At 69.5% G+C, this 17,083-nt stretch carries 16 protein-coding genes; 12 read left to right on the top strand and 4 right to left on the bottom strand.

The window, feature by feature from the left end; translation table 11 throughout:
* Positions 1 to 46 precede the first annotated feature (46 nt).
* Positions 47 to 514 carry a hypothetical protein gene (locus ACULK4_RS12030; protein WP_445964647.1) on the top strand — a complete coding sequence of 156 codons (468 nt, stop codon included), beginning with the start codon at positions 47 to 49 and terminating at the stop codon, positions 512 to 514.
* On the opposite strand, the gene ACULK4_RS12025 is transcribed toward ACULK4_RS12030, so the two are convergent.
* Positions 460 to 1,224 carry a CPBP family intramembrane glutamic endopeptidase gene (locus ACULK4_RS12025; protein WP_445964646.1) on the bottom strand — a complete coding sequence of 255 codons (765 nt, stop codon included), beginning with the start codon at positions 1,222 to 1,224 and terminating at the stop codon, positions 460 to 462. The genes ACULK4_RS12030 and ACULK4_RS12025 overlap by 55 nt on opposite strands.
* Before the next feature lie 228 nt (positions 1,225 to 1,452).
* Between ACULK4_RS12025 and ACULK4_RS12020 the strand changes: the two genes are divergently transcribed.
* From ACULK4_RS12020 to ACULK4_RS11995, 6 genes are all read left to right on the top strand, one after another.
* A complete protein-coding gene (locus ACULK4_RS12020; RefSeq protein ID WP_445964645.1) occupies positions 1,453 to 3,075 on the top strand; it encodes a peptide ABC transporter substrate-binding protein in 1,623 nt (540 codons plus the stop codon).
* Positions 3,076 to 3,258: 183 nt separating this feature from the next.
* A complete protein-coding gene (locus ACULK4_RS12015) occupies positions 3,259 to 4,188 on the top strand; it encodes an ABC transporter permease (protein WP_445964644.1) in 930 nt (309 codons plus the stop codon).
* Complete coding sequence (locus ACULK4_RS12010) at positions 4,178 to 5,128, top strand: ABC transporter permease (protein ID WP_445964643.1); 951 nt, start codon at positions 4,178 to 4,180, stop codon at positions 5,126 to 5,128. The genes ACULK4_RS12015 and ACULK4_RS12010 overlap by 11 nt, the downstream gene beginning before the upstream one ends.
* Positions 5,125 to 6,894: a dipeptide ABC transporter ATP-binding protein gene (locus tag ACULK4_RS12005; protein WP_445964642.1), complete on the top strand. Its 1,770-nt coding sequence runs from the start codon at positions 5,125 to 5,127 to the stop codon at positions 6,892 to 6,894. The genes ACULK4_RS12010 and ACULK4_RS12005 overlap by 4 nt, the downstream gene beginning before the upstream one ends.
* Positions 6,895 to 7,094: 200 nt before the next feature.
* Complete coding sequence (gene typA, locus ACULK4_RS12000) at positions 7,095 to 8,999, top strand: translational GTPase TypA (RefSeq protein WP_445964641.1); 1,905 nt, start codon at positions 7,095 to 7,097, stop codon at positions 8,997 to 8,999.
* Between the two features lie 277 nt (positions 9,000 to 9,276).
* Complete coding sequence (locus ACULK4_RS11995) at positions 9,277 to 9,951, top strand: peptidoglycan DD-metalloendopeptidase family protein (RefSeq protein ID WP_501043315.1); 675 nt, start codon at positions 9,277 to 9,279, stop codon at positions 9,949 to 9,951.
* A 70-nt stretch (positions 9,952 to 10,021) separates the two neighbouring features.
* Here ACULK4_RS11995 and ACULK4_RS11990 read toward each other — a convergent pair whose 3' ends face one another.
* Complete coding sequence (locus ACULK4_RS11990) at positions 10,022 to 10,834, bottom strand: enoyl-CoA hydratase/isomerase family protein (RefSeq protein WP_445964639.1); 813 nt, start codon at positions 10,832 to 10,834, stop codon at positions 10,022 to 10,024.
* 173 nt (positions 10,835 to 11,007) lie between these two features.
* On the opposite strand from ACULK4_RS11990, the gene ACULK4_RS11985 reads away from it, so the two are divergent.
* From ACULK4_RS11985 to ACULK4_RS11970, 4 genes are all read left to right on the top strand, one after another.
* Positions 11,008 to 11,460 carry a hypothetical protein gene (locus tag ACULK4_RS11985; protein WP_445964638.1) on the top strand — a complete coding sequence of 151 codons (453 nt, stop codon included), beginning with the start codon at positions 11,008 to 11,010 and terminating at the stop codon, positions 11,458 to 11,460.
* Between the two features lie 39 nt (positions 11,461 to 11,499).
* Positions 11,500 to 11,820, top strand: a complete 321-nt coding sequence (gene fdxA / locus ACULK4_RS11980; protein WP_445964637.1) for a ferredoxin — start codon at positions 11,500 to 11,502, stop codon at positions 11,818 to 11,820.
* A 2-nt stretch (positions 11,821 to 11,822) separates the two neighbouring features.
* The gene (dapC, locus tag ACULK4_RS11975; RefSeq protein ID WP_445964636.1) at positions 11,823 to 12,938 is read left to right on the top strand and encodes a succinyldiaminopimelate transaminase; all 1,116 of its coding nucleotides are present in this window, start codon (positions 11,823 to 11,825) and stop codon (positions 12,936 to 12,938) included.
* A 152-nt stretch (positions 12,939 to 13,090) separates the two neighbouring features.
* Positions 13,091 to 14,404, top strand: a complete 1,314-nt coding sequence (locus ACULK4_RS11970; protein WP_445964635.1) for a citrate synthase — start codon at positions 13,091 to 13,093, stop codon at positions 14,402 to 14,404.
* Positions 14,405 to 14,489: 85 nt separating this feature from the next.
* Here the strand turns inward: ACULK4_RS11970 and ctlX are convergent, their stop codons facing one another.
* Together ctlX and ocd are read right to left on the bottom strand one after the other, a co-directional pair.
* The gene (gene ctlX / locus ACULK4_RS11965; protein WP_445964634.1) at positions 14,490 to 15,446 is read right to left on the bottom strand and encodes a citrulline utilization hydrolase CtlX; all 957 of its coding nucleotides are present in this window, start codon (positions 15,444 to 15,446) and stop codon (positions 14,490 to 14,492) included.
* 33 nt (positions 15,447 to 15,479) lie between these two features.
* Positions 15,480 to 16,508, bottom strand: coding sequence for an ornithine cyclodeaminase (gene ocd, locus ACULK4_RS11960; protein WP_445964633.1), 1,029 nt, complete (start codon positions 16,506 to 16,508; stop codon positions 15,480 to 15,482).
* 126 nt (positions 16,509 to 16,634) lie between these two features.
* Here ocd and ACULK4_RS11955 point away from each other — a divergent pair, with 126 nt between their 5' ends.
* Positions 16,635 to 17,066, top strand: coding sequence for an Lrp/AsnC family transcriptional regulator (locus ACULK4_RS11955; protein ID WP_445964632.1), 432 nt, complete (start codon positions 16,635 to 16,637; stop codon positions 17,064 to 17,066).
* Positions 17,067 to 17,083: the final 17 nt, after the last annotated feature.

Raw genomic sequence — 17,083 nt, 5'->3', positions numbered from 1 at the left:
CCCGCCCCGGGAGTACACTGAGGATCTCTCGCACAAGGGGGTGCGCATGGTCCCGATCGACCTCGTCGCCGCGATCGCGACGATCGCCTTCGTCGGAGTGATGGTGGGCTGCACGCTCGCCGGTTCCGGCTCGCTCGGACTCCAGCAGCGCGCGGGCCTGGTCGAGCGCCGCAATCCCGCGCTCGCCGAAGCGCTCCGGCGCGCCGAGAGCATGGGGGACTTCACCCGCGGATTCGCGACCGGTCCCGAGGCGTTCTCGGCGGTGTGCACGCCGAGCCGCCGCAGTTGGATGGACGGCGCGCGCATCCGCTCGGCGGACTCCGACCTGCGCGTCGAGCCGCCCGAGGAGGCCCTGCCGCCGATGCCCGTCACGGTCGTGGCGCTCGCGCAGGGCCGGCACGTCGCGGAGTCGCCACGGCCGCGGCATCCGGCGCCCGCGACACCCGGGCGGATCGGGGCTCAGTCGGCCGGTGGCGCGAACAGCTCCGGCCACCAGCCCAGTGCGAGCGGGTAGGCGACGAACGACACGATGTCCAGGATCCAGTGCGCGATGACGAGCGGCATCGTGCGACCCCAGCGGGTGTAGGCCCAGCCGAACACGACGCCCATCAGGGCATTGCCGACGAATGCCCCGAAACCCTGGTACAGGTGGTAGGTGCCGCGCAGCAGCGCGCTCGAGAGGATGGTGGCCCAGGGGCCGACGCCCAGCTCGCGGAGGCGCGTGAAGAGGTAGCCCACGGCGATGACCTCCTCGACGAGCGCGGCCTTCAACGCCGCGAGGACGAGGATCGGCACGGTCCACCAGTAGGCGTCGAGCGACTGCGGGACGACCGCGACGGTGAATCCCATCGCCCGCCCCGCGGCGTACAGTGCGAGGCCGGGCATGCCGATGACCGCCGCCAGCAGCAGGCCGGATGCCGCGTCCCGGCCGGGGCGGGTGAGGTCGAAGCCGATGCGGCGGAACGGATCCCCGCCGGGCCGCCACAGCAGGTAGAGCACGAGCGCGACGACGGCCACCCCGAACACCACGTCGAGGAACTGGTAGGCGAAGTCGAGCCACTCCCGCTCCGCACGGGACTGGTTGATGGCCGCGGACTGCTCGCCGAGCGGCCGTTCGTCGGTGACCCGGGCCACGATGGACACGATCGAGTAGACGGCCGATGCGCCGAGCGACAGTGCCAGGACGATCGCGATCTCCGTGCGCAGGCGACGGGGCGAGGGCATGCGGCAATCCTCGCACGGGGCCGCATCGCGCAAGAATCGTGCGTGCGACGCTGCTCATGTGAGCAGACCGGCCGTCGTAGATTGCGCCTCGGTAACGGTTCCGCCGTCGGGTTTGCCTGACCCGGACACGCTTATAGTCTCGTCTCACCTACCAGCGCCCTCAGACCCGACCTTCGAGTCCACCAGACGCGAGTCGTGCTGTCGTGCGCTCATCTCACAGGAGGAACATTGAAGATCAAGAGAATCGGCGTCGCAGCCATTGCTCTTGCGGCGGCCGGCGCGCTCGCGCTCACCGGCTGCTCGACCAGCAGCGAGCCCGCGGCCCCCGAGGGTGACTCGACCGCGATCATCACCACCAACGGCTCCGAGCCGCAGAACCCGCTGATCCCGACCAACACGAACGAGACCGGTGGCGGCAAGATCCTCGACTCGATCTTCGCGGGTCTGATCTACTACGACGCCGACGGCACCCCGGTCAACGACATGGCCGAGTCCATCGAGACCGAGGACTCGCAGACCTACACGATCACCATCAAGGAGGGTCAGGAGTTCACCAACGGTGAGCCCGTGACCGCCGAGTCGTTCGTGAAGGCCTGGAACTACGGCGCAGCGCTCGACAACGCGCAGCTCTCGAGCTACTTCTTCGAGTCCATCGAGGGCTTCTCGTACGACGAGAACGTCGACGAGATGTCGGGCCTCGAGGTCATCGACGAGCGCACCTTCGAGGTCACGCTCTCGCAGCCCGAGTCCGACTTCCCGCTGCGCCTCGGCTACTCGGCGTTCTACCCGCTGCCCGAGGCGGCGTGGGAGGACCTCGAGGCCTTCGGTGAGAACCCGATCGGCAACGGCCCGTACATGCTGGCCGAAGAGGGCGCCTGGAAGCACAACGAGCGCATCGACCTCGTGAAGAACGAGGACTACCAGGGTGGCCGCCAGGCTGCCAACGGTGGCCTCGACATCATCTTCTACGCGACGCAGGACGCGGCGTACGCCGACCTCCAGGGTGGCAACCTCGACATCATCGACGCCATCCCGGACAGCGCGCTCTCGACCTACGAGGACGAGTTCGGCGACCGCGCGGTCAACCAGCCCGCGGCGATCTTCCAGTCGTTCGTCATCCCGGACCGCCTCCCGCACTTCGGTGGCGAAGAGGGCAAGCTCCGTCGCGCGGCGATCTCGCACGCGATCAACCGCGAGGAGATCACCGACGTGATCTTCTCGGGCACGCGCACCCCGGCCAAGGACTTCACCTCGCCCGTCATCGACGGCTACTCCGAGGACATCCCCGGTGCCGAGGTCCTCGAGTACGACCCCGAGCTCGCGGTCGAGCTCTGGGAAGAGGCGAACGCGCTCAGCCCGTGGGAGGGTTCGTTCCAGATCGGCTACAACGCTGACGGTGGCCACCAGGCCTGGGTCGACGCTGTCGCCAACCAGGTCAAGAACGAGCTCGGCATCGACGCGACGGGCGCTCCCTACCCGACGTTCGCCGAGTTCCGCACCGCGATCACCGACCGTGCCATCCAGACCGCGTTCCGCACCGGTTGGCAGGCCGACTACCCGTCGCTGTCGAACTTCCTCGCCCCGATCTACCAGACCGGCGCGGGCTCGAACGACGGTGACTACTCGAACCCCGAGTTCGACCAGCTGATGGAAGAGGGCCTCGGCGCGACCGATGTCGAAGAGGGCATCGAGAAGTTCCAGCAGGCGCAGGAGCTCCTCTTCATCGACCTCCCGGCGATCCCGCTCTGGTACTCGACCGTCAACGGCGCGTGGGGTGAGCAGGTGGAGAACGTCGAGTTCGGCTGGAACTCGGTGCCCCTGTACTACCAGGTGACCAAGACCGAGGAGTAATTCTCGATCTCGGTGTCCGAGGGTTAGACTCTCTGACGCCCGTGGGGCGGCGGTCCGATGGATCGCCGCCCCACTCCCACGTATCCGGGGTGCACGCGAGGCGCGTAACATCGTGTGGTGCACCCCCACATCGGTGAGGTTTCTTCAACAATGTCTACACACGCAGAACGCGGGGCCTGATCCATGGCCGGCTACATCGTGCGCCGAATACTGCAGGCGATCCCTGTGCTCCTCGGCACCACCTTCCTGATCTACTTCATGGTCTTCGCCATGCCGGGCGACCCGATCGTCGCCCTCTTCGGCGAGAAGACCCCCCCGCCCCAGGTCCTCGAGGCCGTCCGGGAGCGGTACAACCTCGACGAGCCGTTCATCGTCCAGTACCTCCTCTTCCTCGGAGGCATCCTTCAGGGCGATCTCGGCATCTCCTTCTCGGGCGAGCCGGTGAACGAGATCCTCGCCCGCACATTCCCCGTCACCCTCCGTCTCGCTTTCCTGTCGACGATCTTCCTCATGGTCGGCGGCATCCTCATCGGCCTGATCTCGGGCCTGCGCAAGGGCGGCATCTTCGACGCCAGCGCGCTCGTCGTGAGCCTCATCCTGATCTCGCTCCCGATCTTCGTCATCGGCTTCGTCGCGCAGTACGTCTTCGCCATCCAGCTGGGCTGGTTCCGGACCACCGTCGGTCCGGGCGCCCCGTGGGGAGACCTCGTGCTCCCGGCCATCGTGCTCGCCGCCGGAAGCTTCGCGCAGATCGTCCGACTGACAAGGTCGTCGGTCATCGAGACGGACGGCCAGGACTTCGTTCGCACCGCCGCGAGCAAGGGCCTGTCGCGTCGCCGGATCGTGCCCGTGCACATCCTGCGCAACTCGCTCATCCCCGTCGTCACCTACCTCGCCGTCGACTTCGGCGTGCTCATGGTCGGTGCGACGGTCACGGAGGGCATCTTCAACGTGCCGGGCGTGGGCAACACGCTCTACCAGGCGATCATCCGAGGAGAGGGACCGACCGTCGTCTCCTTCGTGACCGTCATGGTGCTGATCTACCTGGTCGTCAACCTGCTGGTGGATCTGCTGTACGCCGTTCTCGACCCGAGGATCCGCTATGCCAAGTAACATCCGACCCTCCCAGGCGCACTTCGTCGCGCCGGTCGACGAGACCCCGCTCGTCGCGATCGACACCGTCAAGGCCGAGGGCAAGCCCTCGAACCTCTGGACGGACGCGTGGCGCGACCTCCGCAAGCGGCCCATGTTCTGGATCTCCGCGGCCCTGATCGCACTCATCGTGGTCGTCGCGGTCTTCCCGGGGCTCTTCACGAGCGTCGACCCGCGCTACTGCCAGCTGTCGCTGAGCAACCAGGGTCCCGGCGGCGACAGCGTGCTCGGCTACAACCGCCAGGGCTGCGACATCTACTCGCGCATCATCCACGGCACGTCGACCTCGCTCGCGGTCGGCCTCATCGTGTCGTTCCTCGTCGCGTTCCTCGGCGTCCTCTTCGGAGCGTTCTCGGGCTTCTACGGAGGATGGCTCGACGCGGTCCTCTCGCGTATCGGCGACATCTTCTTCTCGATCCCCTACATCCTCGCGGCCGTCGTCGTGATGTCGGTGTTCTCCCAGTACGCCAACGTCTGGACGATCTCGCTGGCCATCGGCGCGTTCGCCTGGCCGGCGACCGCGCGTGTGCTGCGAGCGGAGATCCTGCGCGTGAAGAACGCGGACTTCGTCATGGCGGCGACGGCGCTGGGCGTCTCGCGGTTCCGAATCCTGCTCCGGCACGTCCTGCCGAACTCGATCGCTCCCGTGCTCGTCATCACGACGATCTCCCTCGCCTCGGCGATCGTCGCCGAGGCGACCCTGTCGTTCCTCGGCGTCGGCCTCCCGTCGACGACCATGTCGTGGGGCAACGACATCAGCCAGGCCCAGGTCGACCTGCGGACGAACCCGCAGACCCTGATCCTGCCCTCCATCGCGCTGTCGGTGACCGTGCTGAGCTTCATCATGCTCGGCGAGGTCATCCGCGACGCGCTCGACCCGAAGGCGAGGGCGCAGCGATGACCTCGACCGTGAACGGATCCGACGTGCAGCAGTCCACTCCCGGCGCCGAAGAGCGCCCGCTCCTCGAGATCAAGGATCTCGAGGTCGCCTTCAACACGCAGGAGGGCAAGGTCACCGCCGTCGACGGCGTCAACCTCACCCTCTACCGCGGCCAGAGCCTCGCCATCGTCGGCGAGTCGGGCTCGGGCAAGTCCACGACCGCGCACGCGATCATCAAGCTGCTCCCGGGCACCGGCCACATCGCCGGCGGCCAGATCCTCCTCGACGGCCAGGACCTCGCCACGGCGTCGGAGCGGGAGATGGAGGCGATCCGGGGACGCAAGATCGGATTCGTCCCGCAGGACCCGATGTCGAACCTGAACCCGGTCTGGTCGATCGGATTCCAGGTCGAGGAGGCGATCCGCGCCAACGGCATCGCCACCGAGCGCAAGGAGGTCAAGGCCCGCGCCATCGAGGTGCTGAAGCAGGCCGGCCTCCAGGACGCCGACCGTCGGATGAAGCAGTTCCCGCACCAGTTCTCCGGCGGCATGCGCCAGCGCGTGCTCATCGGCATGGGCCTGGCCGCCGACCCGCAGCTGCTCATCGCCGACGAGCCGACCTCGGCCCTCGACGTGACGGTGCAGCGCGTGATCCTCGACCACCTCGAGTCCCTCACGCGCGAGCTCGGCACGACCCTGCTGTTCATCACGCATGACCTCGGCCTCGCGGCCGAGCGCGCCGAGCAGCTCGTCGTCATGTACAAGGGCAAGGTCGTCGAGTCGGGGCCGTCGGTGCAGATCCTGCAGCACCCGCAGCACCCGTACACGCAGCGGCTCGTCGCTGCAGCGCCGAGCCTCGCGTCGCGCCGCATCCAGTCGACCGGCAGCGCCAAGGCGGCCGAGGCCTCGATGTCGACGGATGCCGCGTCGGCGGCAGGCGACACGATCGACCTGATCGCGACCGCCGAGGCACGCCACGAGGCGGTCCTCGCCGCAGCGTCCAAGCCCCCCGCCATCGAGGTCGAGAACCTGACCAAGGTCTTCAAGATCCGCGGATCGGGGGAGTTCACCGCGGTCGACGACGTGTCGTTCAGGATCCCCAAGGGCACCACGATGGCCCTCGTGGGCGAGTCCGGTTCCGGCAAGTCGACGGTCGCGAAGATGCTCCTCAAGCTCGAGGACGCGACGAGCGGCAGGATCATCGTCGGCGGCAAGGACCTCGAGCAGGTCAGCCGGTCGGAGCTGTTCGAGCTGCGGAGCCGCATGCAGCCGGTGTTCCAGGACCCGTACGGTTCGCTGAACCCGCTGCGCAACATCGGCAACACCATCTCCGAGCCGCTGTACACGCACAAGGTCGGCGACACGGCTTCACGTCGTGCCCGCGTGCTCGAGCTGCTCGACCAGGTGTCGCTGCCCCGCACGCTCGTCGGACGCTATCCGAACGAGCTCTCCGGCGGTCAGCGCCAGCGCATCGCCATCGCGCGCGCGCTCGCGCTCAAGCCGGAGATCGTCGTGCTCGACGAGGCCGTGTCGGCGCTCGACGTGCTGGTCCAGGCGCAGATCCTCCGCCTCCTGGCCGACCTGCAGGCCGAGCTCGACCTGACCTACCTCTTCATCACCCACGACCTCGCGGTCGTGCGCGTCATCGCCGACAACGTCGCCGTGATGCAGAAGGGGCGCATCGTCGAGGCGTCGGCCACCGACGAGGTGTTCGACAACCCGAAGGAGCAGTACACCAAGGACCTGCTCGCGGCCATCCCGGGCGCGAACCTCAAGCTCGGCGCCTGACGCCGAGGGTCCATCAGCCGGACGCCCGGCATCCGCGAGTCGGATGCCGGGCGTCCGTCGTTCCGCCGACAGGGTAGTCTGGTCTGGCGCGATCCGTGTCGATCGGCCCACCGCGCTCCCACCGACTCCCATCCAGCGCCTCCAGCGCTGCCGAACCGCGCCCCGGTGCCAAGCGACCGGCGGCCACGCGAGGACCCACCATGGCCAAGGCCACCCGCAACGACCTGCGCAACGTCGCGATCGTCGCCCACGTCGACCACGGCAAGACGACCCTCGTCGACGCCATGCTCAAGCAGACCCACTCGTTCGCCGAGCACGCGCACGTCGACGAGCGCGCGATGGACTCCAACGAGCTCGAGCGCGAGAAGGGCATCACCATCCTCGCCAAGAACACGGCGATCGAGTACGACGGCGCGCACGCGGCATCCGGCCCCGTGACCATCAACGTGATCGACACCCCGGGCCACGCCGACTTCGGCGGCGAGGTCGAGCGCGGGCTGTCGATGGTCGACGGCGTGGTGCTGCTCGTCGACGCGTCCGAGGGCCCGCTCCCGCAGACGCGCTTCGTGCTGCGCAAGGCGCTCGAGGCGCGCCTGCCGGTCATCCTGCTCGTCAACAAGACCGACCGTCCTGACGCGCGCATCGACGAGGTCGTGGCGGAGAGCCAGGACCTGCTGCTCGGCCTCGCCTCGGACCTCGCCGACGACGTGCCCGATCTCGATCTCGACGCGATCCTCGACGTGCCCGTCGTCTACGCGTCGGGCAAGGCAGGTCGCGCCTCGACGACCAAGCCGGCCGACGGATCGCTGCCCGACAGCGACGACCTCGAGCCGCTGTTCGAGGCCATCCTCACCCACATCCCGGCGCCGACCTACGACGACGAGGCGCCGCTGCAGGCGTGGGTCACGAACCTCGACGCGTCGCCGTTCCTGGGCCGTCTCGCGCTCCTGCGCGTGTTCAACGGGAGGATCCGCAAGGGCCAGACCGTCGCCTGGGTGCGCCACGACGGCTCGCACTCGAACGTGCGTGTCACCGAGCTGCTGAAGACCAAGGCGCTCGAGCGCCATCCCGCCGAGGAGGCCGGCCCCGGTGACATCATCGCCGTCGCCGGAATCGACGAGATCACGATCGGCGAGACGCTCGCCGACCCGGAGGACGTGCGTCCGCTGCCGGCGATCCACGTCGACGACCCCGCCATCTCGATGACGATCGGCACGAACACCTCGCCGATCGTCGGCAAGGTCAAGGGCCACAAGCTCACCGCGCGCATGGTCAAGGACCGGCTCGACCGCGAGCTCATCGGCAACGTGTCGCTGAAGGTGCTCGACATCGGCCGGCCCGACGCGTGGGAGGTCCAGGGCCGCGGCGAGCTCGCGCTCGCGATCCTCGTCGAGCAGATGCGGCGCGAGGGCTTCGAGCTCACCGTCGGCAAGCCGCAGGTGGTCACGAAGACGGTCGACGGCAAGGTCCACGAGCCGTACGAGCACCTCACGATCGACGCGCCCGAGGAGTACCTCGGCGCCATCACCCAGCTGCTAGCGGCCCGCAAGGGCCGCATGGACGGCATGTCGAACCACGGCACCGGCTGGGTCCGCATGGAGTTCATCGTGCCGAGCCGCGGGCTCATCGGCTTCCGCACCGAGTTCCTCACCATCACGCGCGGCACGGGCATCGCCAACGCGATCTCGCACGGCTACGACGAGTGGGCGGGCACGATCACGACCCGCAACAACGGCTCGATCGTCGCCGACCGCTCCGGTGTCGTGACCCCCTTCGCGATCATCGCGCTGCAGGAGCGCATGACCTTCTTCGTGAACCCCACCGAGGAGGTGTACGAGGGCATGGTCATCGGCGAGAACTCCCGCAACGACGACATGGACGTGAACATCACCAAGGAGAAGAAGCTCACGAACATGCGCTCCTCGACAGCCGACACGTTCGAGTCGATGACGCCCTCGCGTCAGCTCACGCTCGAGGAGTGCCTCGAGTTCGCACGCGAGGACGAGTGCGTCGAGGTCACGCCCGAGAAGGTGCGGATCCGGAAGGTCGAGCTCGACGCCACCGCGCGTGCGCGTGCGGCGTCGCGCCTCAAGAAGCAGGGCTGAGTCGGGTCGGGCGGATGACGCGTGGCCGACCGGCCACGCGTCATCCGATCGCCGATTGATGAACCTCACAGAAACGGGGTCGTAGGGTTGTCGGGTTCTTCCGAAACCAGTTACGCAATCGTTACGCAACCCCACCCCCACACACATGACTCCTCCCCCTCACGGCCGCCGCGCGGCTGCACGCCCCCGCCCCACCCTGTTCCCCCGCCGTGACGCCGCCCCCCGCGCGCGTCGCGCCACCGGCGGCCCCCTGCGCCCCGCGATGTCGATCGCGGCGATGTCGATCGCCGGCGGCATGCTGCTGGCCACCAGCGTCCCCGCGCTCGCGGTCAACGCCACCGACACCGAGGTCCGCGCCTCCGTCTACGCCCCCGCTCAGGACGTCGTCTCGCAGCGCTCGCAGTCGCTCGAGGTGAGCGCCGAGGCGACGCTCGAGCCCATCGACGTCGGCGAGTGGGATGTCGAGGCCGCGCCGCCGCCCATCGAGTCGAGCGTCGCGGGCGTCGGCGAGGTCTCCCTGCTCGAGACGCCCCGCATCGTGTGGCCCGTCGACCCGTCGAGGATCTCGGACGGCTTCGGTCCCCGCAGCGCCCCGTGCGCCGGCTGCTCCTCCGTCCACGACGGCATCGACTTCAACCCCGGTGCCGGCGCCCCCATCGTCTCGCTCGCCGACGGCGTCGTGATCACGGCGACCGAGGCCGGCGGCGGCCTCGGCGCCTACGTCGAGGTGCAGCACAACATCGACGGCGTGCTCATCACGTCGCTGTACGCGCACATGCAGTACGGCTCGATCTCGGTCTCGACCGGTCAGCGCGTGAGCGCGGGCGACCTGATCGGCGCGGTCGGGTCCACCGGCCAGTCCACCGGTGCGCACCTGCACCTCGAGATGTACGGTGCCGACGGCGTCCGGTTCGACGGGCTGTCCTGGCTGCAGGCGAACGTCACCGGCTGACCCCTCGGTCGACACGACGCGGGGCGCATCCGTCAGGAGACGGTGCGCCCCGCGTCGGCGTTCGCGGCCGTCAGCGGCCGGTGAACTCGGGCGCGCGCTTCTCGAGGAAGGCCGCGACGCCCTCGCGCATGTCGTCGGTACGGAACGCGTCGGCGAACCCCTCGACCTCGAGATCCGTCGCGACGGCCGTGGGCGTGCCGGATGCCGCGACGAGGACGCGCTTGGCCAGCGCCACCGCCGTCCAGGCGTTCTCGGCCACCTCGGCGATGGTCGCGCGCGCCCCGTCGAACAACGACTCCCGGTCGGGGAACCGGCGTGCCACGAGGCCGGCGGACTCCGCCGTCGCGGCGTCGATGCGCCGCCCCGTGTAGATCAGCTCCTTGGCGAGTGCGAGCCCGACCGCACGCGGCAGCCGCACGGTGCCGCCGAACCCGGGGATGAGGCCGAGACGCACCTCCGGCTGGCCGAAGGCCGAGGCATCCGTCGCGTAGATCAGGTCGCACGCGAGGGCGAGCTCGAGGCCGCCGCCGAGCGCGAACCCGTCGACGCACGCGATGACGGGCGCCGGGAACGATTCGATGGCCTCGGCGACGCGATGACCCAGCCGCGCAGCCTCGGCGCCCTGCTCGGGCGTCCGGTCGGCGAGCGAGCGGATGTCGGCTCCCGCCACGAACGCGCGGCCGCCCTCGCCGGCCACGATCACGCCGCGCACGGCGTCGCGCTCGGTCGCGAGCTGCGCGAAGGCGTCGGCGACGGCGCGGAGCACGTCTGGGGAGAGTGCGTTCAGGGCGGCGGGCCGGTCGATCACGACGGTCGCAACGACGCCGTCGCGCTCGACGCGCACGGGTGGCCGGGCCTGGTCGGCTGCGGGGTGCTCGGTCATTCCTCGTCCTTCCCGGCGCGCATCGGTGCCCGCCGGCGACCACGCTACGCCATCGTTCGCCTGCGTCGCCGCGGGTAGACTCGCGGCATGCGTGCCCTTCCCCGCCGCGTCCACGCCCGCGTCGCCGCGTCCGCGGCCGTCCTCCCGGTGACCCGCGCGGTCGCCGCAGCGCAGTGACCACCGCACCCGTCGCGAGCGCCGGCCCGGTCGACCGCTCGGCGCCGCCGTCGCCGTGGGCACGGATCCGCACGCTCGCGATCGCCGCGCTCGTCGGTCTCACGTACGGCACCGTCGCGACGATCGGGCACCGCCACGCGTGGCAGGTCGGCGAGGTCTCCGTGCCATGGGGGCTCGCGGCGGGCCTTGTGGGCGTGGCCGCACTGCTCATCGGCATCCGCCTCGTCGCGGGTGGGCGGGCGGCGGCTGTCGCCGCCGCCGCGGGGATCGTCGCGGCGGTCGCGCTGTTCTCGCTGCCGGGCCCGGGCGGCTCGGTGCTCGTGGCGAGCGGTCTCGTGGGCACCGTGTGGTCCGTCGGCCCCGCGCTCATCGCGGTGCTGATCGTCGCGTGGCCGTCGCTGCCGTCACGCGACGCCCCGCGCACGCCTCCGTCGGCTGCGCACGCGTAGACTGGCAGTCCAGCCTCATCGAAGGGACAGCGACCCACCGTGACCTATGTGATCGCCCTGCCGTGCGTCGATGTGAAGGACCGTGCCTGCATCGACGAGTGCCCCGTCGACTGCATCTACGAGGGTGAACGCTCGCTCTACATCCACCCCGACGAGTGCGTGGACTGCGGGGCCTGCGAGCCCGTGTGTCCCGTCGAGGCGATCTACTACGAGGACGACCTGCCCGACGAGTGGTCCGACTACTACAAGGCGAACGTCGAGTTCTTCGACGACATCGGCTCGCCCGGCGGTGCTGCGAAGGTCGGCGTGATCGCCAAGGACCACCCGCTCATCGCCGCGCTCCCGCCCCAGGGCCACTGAGCATGGCGCTCGGCGCGCTGCCTGAGTACCCGTGGGACCTGATGGACCCGTATCGGCAGCGGGCGGCCGCGCACCGCGACGGGATCGTCGACCTGTCGATCGGTTCGCCGGTCGACCCGACGCCGCAGGTGGTGCGCGATGCGCTCGCCGCCGCCACCGACGCGCACTCGTATCCGACCACCGTCGGCACCGCCGCACTGCGCAGGGCGATCGTGGCGTGGTACGAGCGCCGTCGCGGCGTGACGGGCCTCGAGACGGATGCCGTGCTGCCCACGATCGGCTCCAAGGAGCTCGTGGCGCTCCTGCCCTTCATGCTCGGCGTCGGCGAAGGCGACCTGGTCGTGCACCCGCGTGCGGCGTACCCGACGTACGAGATGGGTGCCATCTTCGCCGGAGCGCGATCGATGGCCTCCGACGATCCCGCCGAGTGGCCCGACGGCACCCGGCTCGTGTGGCTCAACTCGCCCGGCAATCCCGACGGCCGGGTGCTGGGCGTCGACGAACTGCGCCGTGCGGTCGGGCGCGCCCGCGAGCTCGGCGCCGTGATCGTGGGCGACGAGTGCTACGCCGAGCTCGGCTGGGAGGGCCCCTGGCGCGACACCGCCGTGCCGAGCATCCTCGATCCCGGGGTCACGGGCGGCGACACGACGCACGTGCTCGCCATCTACTCGCTCTCGAAGCAATCGAACATGGCCGGCTATCGTGCTGCGTTCGTGGCCGGATGCCGCGAGTCGATCGCACGACTCACGACGGCCCGCAAGCACGCCGGCCTCATGGTGCCCGCGCCGCTCCAGGCGGCGATGGTCGTCGCCCTCGGCGACGACGCCCACGTGGCCGAGCAGAAGGAGCGGTACCGGGCGCGCCGCGATCGGCTCAAGGGTGCACTGGAGGACGCGGGATTCCGCATCGACCACAGCGAGGCAGGGCTCTACCTCTGGGCGACCGAGGGCCGCGACGCGTGGGAGTCGATCGGCCGGCTCGCCGACCTCGGGATCCTCGGGGGCCCGGGATACTTCTACGGCGCGCACTTCCCGGAGCACGTGAGACTGTCGTTGACCGCACCCGATGGGCGGGTCGCCGCAGCGGCGGAGCGGCTGCGGGCCACCGCCGTCCGGTGAGATCTGTGACATCCGTCAACCCAGACCGTCATCTCTTGGCGGATGCGACAATGCGCCCGGGGCCCGTCTAGGCTGTAGTGCGGGCCGCCGACGCCGACCGGCACGGGGCCGGAAAGCAGGTGACCCCGCAAGTGACGATCACAGGAGATGCCGTGAGCGACGTCGTGACCAACGCGGCCGGGGCCGATCGCCCCGACACCGCGACGCTGGCCTTCCCGGGCGGCACCGCCGAGTTCCCCATCCACACCGCTGCACAGGGGACCTCGAGCATCGACCTGTCGTCCCTCACTCGGCAGACCGGCCTCACCGGCCTCGATTACGGTTTCGTGAACACGGCCTCGACCCGCTCGTCGATCACGTACATCGACGGCGAGCAGGGCATCCTGCGCTACCGGGGCTACCCGATCGAGCAGTTGGCCGAGCACTCGACCTACCTCGAGGTGGCATGGCTGCTCATCTACGGCGAGCTGCCCACCGCCGACCAGCTCGGTGAATTCGATGAGAAGATCCGGCGCCACACGCTCCTCCACGAGGACCTCAAGCGATTCTTCTCGGCGCTGCCGCACACCGCGCACCCGATGGCCGTGCTCTCCAGCGCCGTCGCCGCGCTCTCGACCTACTACGAGGACTCGTCGGACCCGCACGACCTCGACCACGTCGAGCTCACCACGATCCGGCTCCTCGCGAAGCTTCCGGTGATCGCCGCGTACGCGCACAAGAAGAGCATCGGCCAGGCGTTCCTCTACCCCGACAACTCGCTCGATTTCGTCGAGAACTTCCTGCGGCTGAACTTCGGCAACATGGCCGAGCCGTACTCGATCGAGCCCACGCTCGCGAAGGCGCTCGACCGCCTGCTCATCCTCCACGAGGACCACGAGCAGAACGCGTCGACCTCCACCGTTCGACTCGTCGGCTCGACCGGCGCGAACCTGTACGCGTCGATCTCCGCCGGCATCCAGGCGCTCTCGGGCCCGCTGCACGGCGGCGCCAACGAGGCCGTGCTCCAGATGCTCGCCCAGATCCGCGACTCGGGCGAGGGCGTGGCCAAGTTCGTCGACCGGGTCAAGCGCAAGGAGGACGGCGTCAAGCTCATGGGCTTCGGCCACCGGGTCTACAAGAACTACGACCCGCGCGCGAAGATCGTCAAGACCAGCGCCGACGCGGTGCTCGAGGGCCTCGGCGTGAACGACCCGCTGCTCGACATCGCCAAGGAACTCGAGCAGTTCGCCCTCGAGGACGACTACTTCAAGCAGCGTCGCCTCTACCCGAACGTCGACTTCTACACCGGCGTGATCTACAAGGCGATGGGCTTCCCGACGCGCATGTTCACGGTGCTGTTCGCGATCGGCCGCCTTCCCGGCTGGATCGCCCACTGGCGCGAGATGAACCTCGACCCGCAGACCAAGATCGGCCGCCCGCAGCAGCTGTACACGGGCTCGCTCGAGCGCGTCTACCCGCACCGCTGATCCCGGCGCCGCTCGACGAGGCGGCCCCGCTCCCGAACGGGATCGGGGCCGTCGTCGACTGGGGGGGGGGGGGGGGGGGGCGACGTCAGAGCGCGGCGACCTCATCGGCTGCGGCATCGTCGGCCGGGGTCTCGTGCCGCTCGACGAGTCCTGGCCTCGGGTCGAGATGGACGCCCGCGAGCATGCAGCGCACGGATCCACCGGCCAGCTCGATCGTCGGCACGTCGAGCGGCAGCAGGCGGGCCGACCGTTCGATGCGCGCGCGCTGGTCGTCGGTGAGCGCGTCGTGGGCGCGCTGGGAGAGCGCCAGCACGCGGCCCTGCGAGCCCCACAGCTCGAGCGCGTTGCCGCTGAACTCGTCGATCTGCGCGTTGGTGAGCCCGATGACGTCTCGGCGGCCTCGGGCCGACAGGCGGTCGATGATCTCCTGGCGTCGTGCCGGTGAGACGATCATGTCGGTCGCGAGCAGCGCGTACTCGCTCGCGATGCTCATGATGACGTTGGTGTGGTACACCGCGATCCCGCGCCCGTCGACCGCGTCGAACACCATCGGCTCGTAGCCGAAGTTCGTGCAGAACCGCTCGAGTGCGATCGGGTCGGCGCGGTTGGAGCGGGCGGCGTACGCGATGCGGGACTCGTGGTCGAGCACCATCGCGCCCGTGCCCTCGAGGAACACGTCGTCGTACTCAAGCCCCGAGTAGTCGATGACGTCCTGCACGCGGTACGTGGTCTTCAGCAGCTCCACGATGTCGGACCGTCGCTCGGTCCGGCGGTTCGGCGTGAACATCGGGTAGAGCGCGATATGGCCGCCCGAGTGGGTCGAGATCCAGTTGTTCGGGAACACGCTGTCGGGGCGGTGCACCGTCTCGTCCTCGAAGAGGTGGACCGTCACGCCCGCGGCCTCGAGCGCCTGGGCGGCTCGCGTGACCTCGTCGTAGGCGGATGCCGCGAACGCCGCTTCGTCGAGACCGTCGGTCGCCGGCTGGAAGCCGTTGTCGGCGAGGGTCTGCGGGTTCGGGGCGAAGTGATGCGGCCGTACCATGACGACCGCGGAGGGCGATTGGACCGACATCCGTCAGCCGACCGGGGAGAAGGCGCCCACGAGCCCGAAGAGGTCCTTCGGGTCCTCGGGGTCGGCGACGAGGTCGATCCGCTGCTCGAAGTTCGTGCCCGCGACCTGGTCGCGGACGTAGCGCAGCGCCGAGAAGTCCTCGATGGCGAAGCCGACGGAGTCGAACAGCGTGATCTGCTCGGCGCTCGTGCGGCCGGGCGCGCGGCCGGTCAGGGTCTCCCACAGCTCGGTCACGGGGAAGTCGGGCGCCTTGGCCTGGATCTCTCCCTCGATCCGCGTCTGCGGGGTGTACTCCACGAACACGCCGGCGCGGTCGAGGATGGCGGGGTCGAGCTCGGTCTTGCCGGGGCAGTCGCCGCCGATGGCGTTCAGGTGCATGCCGGGCCGCACCCACTCGTCGGCCACGACCGTGGCGCGCGCCTTGTCGGCGGTGCACGTCGTGACCACGTCGGCGCCGTCGAGGGCCTCTGCAGCGCTGCCGGCGACCTCGATCTCGAAGCCGAGGGGGAGCATGTTGCGCACGAACTTGGCGATCGCGTCGGGGTCGACGTCATAGACGCGGAGCTTCGTGATGCCGAGCCCGCTGCGGAAGGCGAGCGCCTGGAACTCCGCCTGGCTGCCGGTGCCGATCATCGCCATGACCTGCGAGTCGGGCCGGGCGAGCAGCTTCGCCGCGAACGCCGAGGTGGCCGCGGTGCGGAGCGCGGTGAGCACGGTCATCTCGGCGAGGAAGGTCGGGTATCCATTGTGCACGTCGGCGAGCACGCCGAAGGCCGTCACGGTCTGGTATCCGCGCGCGGGGTTGGACGGGTGGCCGTTGACGTACTTGAAGGCGTACGACTCGTGGTCGCTCGTCGGCATGAGCTCGATCACGCCGAACGGCGTGTGACTGGCCACGCGCGGGGTCTTGTCGAAGCTCTCCCACCGCGCGAAGTCCTGCTCGAGGTACTCCATGATCCCGGCGATGATGGGCTCGGGACCGGTGCGGGCGACCCAGCCGACCATGTTGCGTACGTCGACGAAGCTCGTCATCGAATTCCTTTCCATGTTGCGTGCAGTTCAGGGTAATTCCCGTCGATATGCAACGGCAACGACCTCTGTGCTCACGGAACGACGGCCTGATGAGCAGAGTGCGCACCTCGAAGGTACGATGTGTGCATGGAGTATCTCGACGACCTCGACCGCCGCCTGCTCGCGCTCCTCCGCGAGGACGGCAGGGCACCCGTCGCCGAGCTCGCGCGCCGCCTCGGGGTGGCCCGGGCGACCGTCAACGGCCGTATCGACCGGCTCGTGGCATCCGGCACGATCGTCGGATTCTCGGTGCGCGTCCGCGACGAGGCCGACCCGCTCGCGATCCACGCCGTCTCGTTCATCGAGGTCGAGGGGCGAAGCACCGACGACGTGATCCGGCGGCTGCGGGGCTTCCCCGAGATCATCGCCCTGCACACGACGAACGGCGGCTGGGACCTCGTCGCCGAGCTCCGGACCGAGACGCTCGGCGAATTCGACCGGGTGCTCGGTCGCATCCGCTCGATCGACGGCGTCGTCAACAGCGAGACGAGCCTCCTGCTCAGCTCGGTGCTGCGGTGAATCGAGCCGTGCCGTCG

Source organism: Agromyces selenitireducens (assembly GCF_052748465.2).
This window is presented reverse-complemented; position numbering and strand designations above follow the sequence as displayed.

Excerpts from the sequence above, each read along its gene's own strand:
- ACULK4_RS11995 (WP_501043315.1), top strand. The coding sequence starts at position 9,277 with ATGTCGATCGCCGGCGGCATGCTGCTGGCCACCAGCGTCCCCGCGCTC.
- ctlX (WP_445964634.1), bottom strand. The coding sequence starts at position 15,446 with ATGGTACGGCCGCATCACTTCGCCCCGAACCCGCAGACCCTCGCCGAC.
- dapC (WP_445964636.1), top strand. The coding sequence starts at position 11,823 with ATGGCGCTCGGCGCGCTGCCTGAGTACCCGTGGGACCTGATGGACCCG.
- typA (WP_445964641.1), top strand. The coding sequence starts at position 7,095 with ATGGCCAAGGCCACCCGCAACGACCTGCGCAACGTCGCGATCGTCGCC.
- ACULK4_RS11990 (WP_445964639.1), bottom strand. The coding sequence starts at position 10,834 with ATGACCGAGCACCCCGCAGCCGACCAGGCCCGGCCACCCGTGCGCGTC.
- ACULK4_RS11955 (WP_445964632.1), top strand. The coding sequence starts at position 16,635 with ATGGAGTATCTCGACGACCTCGACCGCCGCCTGCTCGCGCTCCTCCGC.
- ocd (WP_445964633.1), bottom strand. The coding sequence starts at position 16,508 with ATGACGAGCTTCGTCGACGTACGCAACATGGTCGGCTGGGTCGCCCGC.
- ACULK4_RS12005 (WP_445964642.1), top strand. The coding sequence starts at position 5,125 with ATGACCTCGACCGTGAACGGATCCGACGTGCAGCAGTCCACTCCCGGC.
- ACULK4_RS12015 (WP_445964644.1), top strand. The coding sequence starts at position 3,259 with ATGGCCGGCTACATCGTGCGCCGAATACTGCAGGCGATCCCTGTGCTC.
- ACULK4_RS12010 (WP_445964643.1), top strand. The coding sequence starts at position 4,178 with ATGCCAAGTAACATCCGACCCTCCCAGGCGCACTTCGTCGCGCCGGTC.
- ACULK4_RS12025 (WP_445964646.1), bottom strand. The coding sequence starts at position 1,224 with ATGCCCTCGCCCCGTCGCCTGCGCACGGAGATCGCGATCGTCCTGGCA.
- ACULK4_RS12030 (WP_445964647.1), top strand. The coding sequence starts at position 47 with ATGGTCCCGATCGACCTCGTCGCCGCGATCGCGACGATCGCCTTCGTC.